We start from the raw sequence: 3,194 nt of genomic DNA, 5'->3' as shown, positions 1-3,194 counted from the left end.
GACTATCCGGACGTTGCCGACGACGACGGCCGGCCGGTGGTGGCGGTCAAGTTGCAGGAGTGCTTCGGCTGGGCTGCGACGCCGCGCTTGGTAGGCGGACGGGTGCCGGTGCTGTTCCACCTTCTTTCTCCGGCCAGGCGACCGCTGGCCGTGACAGATGACCTGGCCTCTTTTTGGTCCGGCCCGTACGCCCAGGTCCGTGCGGAGATGCGCGGGCGCTATCCGAAGCATCCCTGGCCCGAGGACCCGTGGACAGCGCCAGCAACGGCCAAGACCAAGCGGAAGATGTGACCCCGGCTTGCCGGTGGTTCCAGCTGGCTGGGAGGCGTTCACAGGCTTTTTCTTTAGGATGCCACGGTGATGAACATGGAATTGCGTCCCGCTGACCTTGTCAACGACTGGTGGCAGGCCGTGCTGCGGGGATTCACCACACAAGAGGTCCCGAACCTTGCGACCCCTGTTGTGCTGGGCATCCTGGCTGCTGCCGTCGTACTGAGCATCCCGCACGCCACCTGGCGCTGGTTTGGTCTTTATGTGACCTTCGTGCATGAACTGGGCCACGCGTTCGCTGCCCTCATGACGGGGCGGGTCGTCCACGGGCTCCGGATCGGGCTGGACCACTCCGGACAGCTCCTGAGCAGCGGGCGCGGCAAATTCGGCGCAGCCTGGTCCGGGTTCTGGGGATATCCGAGTCCCGCCGTGGTAGGCGTGGCGCTCATCTGGTCCGTGTCGGCAGGGCGGTCCGGGGCAGCCATGTCCATCGGCGCGCTGGTGTTGCTGCTCGCACTGATCTTTCTGCGGAACTTCACGGGAATCTTCGTGGCGCTCCTCAGTGCCGCGATTGCCCAGTTGCTTGTCATGTTCGCCACTCCCTCGACGGTAAGCCATGTGGTACTCGGACTTGGCATAGCCCTCGAGGTGGGCGCCGTGCGGGATTGGTTCAAGGTGGCTTCGGTCCACACCCGTCGGCGCGACCGGCTCGCGTCGTCGGATGCCTACATCCTGGCCCGGTCCACGGGGGTGCCGTCCTTGCTGTGGCTCGTGGCTTTCGCCGTTGTCATCGCAGCAAGCGCGGTGTTTTCCCTTCGCACGGTGTGGGGCATGCTCTCCTAAGGCTGCGGTTTCGGCACGGACTGTCGATTGCTCTTGCCGTGCGCCAGTCCAGGGTGTGGAATCGGTTAGCAAAGGACGCGGGGGATTCGGCTTCTACTCCAGGAGGTGCTCATGTCGGTGAAAGGCCCAGGCAGTGCGACGAAGGGGTCGAACCGGACCAACCCCGATCTTCGACGGGCGGACCCGTCCTCGGCGCCAGCCGATCGGCCCGAAAACATCCGCAACGTCGTCCTGATTGGCCGCTCGGGCGCGGGAAAGACGATGCTGCTCGAATCACTCCTTTACGCTGCCGGGGTGGTGAACCGCATGGGTTCGATCGTGGATGGCACCACCGTGAGCGACTCGGAGGCGACGGCCATCCACCAGCAGCGATCCATCGGGCTGTCCGCGGCGCCCTTGTCTTCGACGACATCAAAGTGAACCTTCTCGACACCCCGGGCTACGCCGATTTCATGGGAGAGCTGCGCGCGGGGCTGCGTGCCGCGGATGCGGCTCTGTTCGTAGTGTCGGCCGTTGACGGCGTCGACGCCGGAACCACCGCCCTGTGGGGTGAATGCGAGCGCGTTGGCATGCCCAGGGCCGTGGTCATCAGCCGGCTTGACCATCCCCGGGCGAACTACGATGCCGTCCTGGCCGAATGCCGGTCCGCCTTCGGCGATTCTGTCCTTCCCCTTCATTTGCCGGTCCGCACCGCGGACGCTGTTTCCGGAGTGCTCGGGCTGCTTTCGGGCTCGGTGTCGGAGTACACCCCCGGGGAACCACGGCCCGCGGTCCGGGCGGCGACAGCGGCGGAACTGGCCGGCGCGGAAGGTGTCCGGGGGGAACTCATCGAGGGCATCATTTCCGAGAGCGAGGACGAGACCTTGATGGACCGGTACCTCGGCGGCGAGGACGTCCCCATCGATACCCTCGTGGAAGATCTGGAGACCGCGATCGTCCGGGGGACGTTCTTTCCGGTCCTGGCCAGCTCTTCCGTGACCGGAGTCGGCACGGCCGAACTCTTGGAAGTGCTGACCCGCGCCTTTCCGCCTCCGACTGAGCGAAGCCTCCCGACGGTGACTGACCTGGGCGGGACACCCTTGGAACCCCTGGCATGCGATCCGGACGGTCCGCTCCTTGGCGAAGTGGTGCGGACTACTGTTGACCCGTTCCTGGGACGGGTGTGCCTTGTCCGGGTCTTCTCAGGGACGCTGCGAGAGGACTCTGCCGTGCATGTGGGTGGACACGGCCTGGCTGAGCGCGGGCACCCCGACCACGACAGCGACGAGCGGATCACCCACCTGTACTCCCCGTTGCTCAAGCCTGCGGCCGGTGCAGTTCGCCGTGGCCGGAGACATTTGCGCGCTGGCGAAGGTGGCGAGCGCCGAAACGGGAGACACGGTTTCCGCGCGCGAGGCTCCACTGCTCGTGGAAACCTGGGACATGCCCGAGCCGCTGATGCCTGTGGCGATCGAAGCAGCCTCGCACGGCGATGAAGACGCGCTGTCCAAGAGCCTGGCCAAGGTCGCGGCGGGAGATCCGACCCTGAGGGTGGAGCGCAACTCCGAGACGCACCAGCTGGTCCTGTGGTGCATGGGCGAGGCCCACTCGGAGGCAGTCCTGGACCGTTTGCGCGAGCAGGGGGTGAAGCTGCAGACCGTGGATGTCATTACCCCGCTCCGGGAGACCTTTGCCGCCCAGTCCGCGGGCCACGGACGCTATGTCAAACAATCCGGCGGCCACGGACAGTACGCGATCTGCGATATCGAAGTGGAACCTTGAACGCGGGGGAGGCTTCGAATTCGTGGACAGGATTGTTGGCGGGGTCATCCCCGGCACGTATGTTGTGTCGGTCGAGAAAGGCGTCCGGGCCCAGATGAGCAAGGGGGTGCGGGCAGGTTTCCCGGTGGTCGACATCAGGGTGATCCTGGTGGGCGGCAAGACCCACAGCGTCGATTCATCGGACGCGGCTTTCCAGGCCGCTGGCGCTTTGGCCCTGCGGGAAGCCGCCGCGGCGGGCAGCATTCAACTGCTCGAACCGATTTCGGCCGTGACGGTCCTTGTGGCCGACGAGCACGGTGGGCGGGGTCATGAGCGATCTG

2 protein-coding genes and 1 pseudogene are annotated in these 3,194 nt (G+C 65.9%); all 3 read left to right on the top strand.

The window, feature by feature from the left end; all coding sequences use genetic code 11:
- On the top strand, positions 1 to 291 hold a 291-nt coding region (locus tag AHiyo1_RS16800; RefSeq protein WP_275937074.1), incomplete at its 5' end, for an ATP-dependent helicase C-terminal domain-containing protein.
- A gap of 69 nt (positions 292 to 360) precedes the next feature.
- Positions 361 to 1,113 carry a M50 family metallopeptidase gene (locus AHiyo1_RS16795; RefSeq protein WP_340639340.1) on the top strand — a complete coding sequence of 251 codons (753 nt, stop codon included), beginning with the start codon at positions 361 to 363 and terminating at the stop codon, positions 1,111 to 1,113.
- Positions 1,114 to 1,224: 111 nt separating this feature from the next.
- Positions 1,225 to 3,194: pseudogene (locus AHiyo1_RS16790) on the top strand (elongation factor G-like protein EF-G2); the annotation flags it as partial.

Origin of the sequence: Arthrobacter sp. Hiyo1 (assembly GCF_001263615.2) — a bacterium.
Classification (GTDB): Bacteria; Actinomycetota; Actinomycetes; order Actinomycetales; family Micrococcaceae; genus Arthrobacter.
Note: the sequence above shows the minus strand (reverse complement) of the source record. Positions and strands in the feature narration are given on the sequence as shown.

Coding starts and splice junctions, on each gene's coding strand:
- AHiyo1_RS16795 (WP_340639340.1), top strand. CDS start 361: ATGAACATGGAATTGCGTCCCGCTGACCTTGTCAACGACTGGTGGCAG.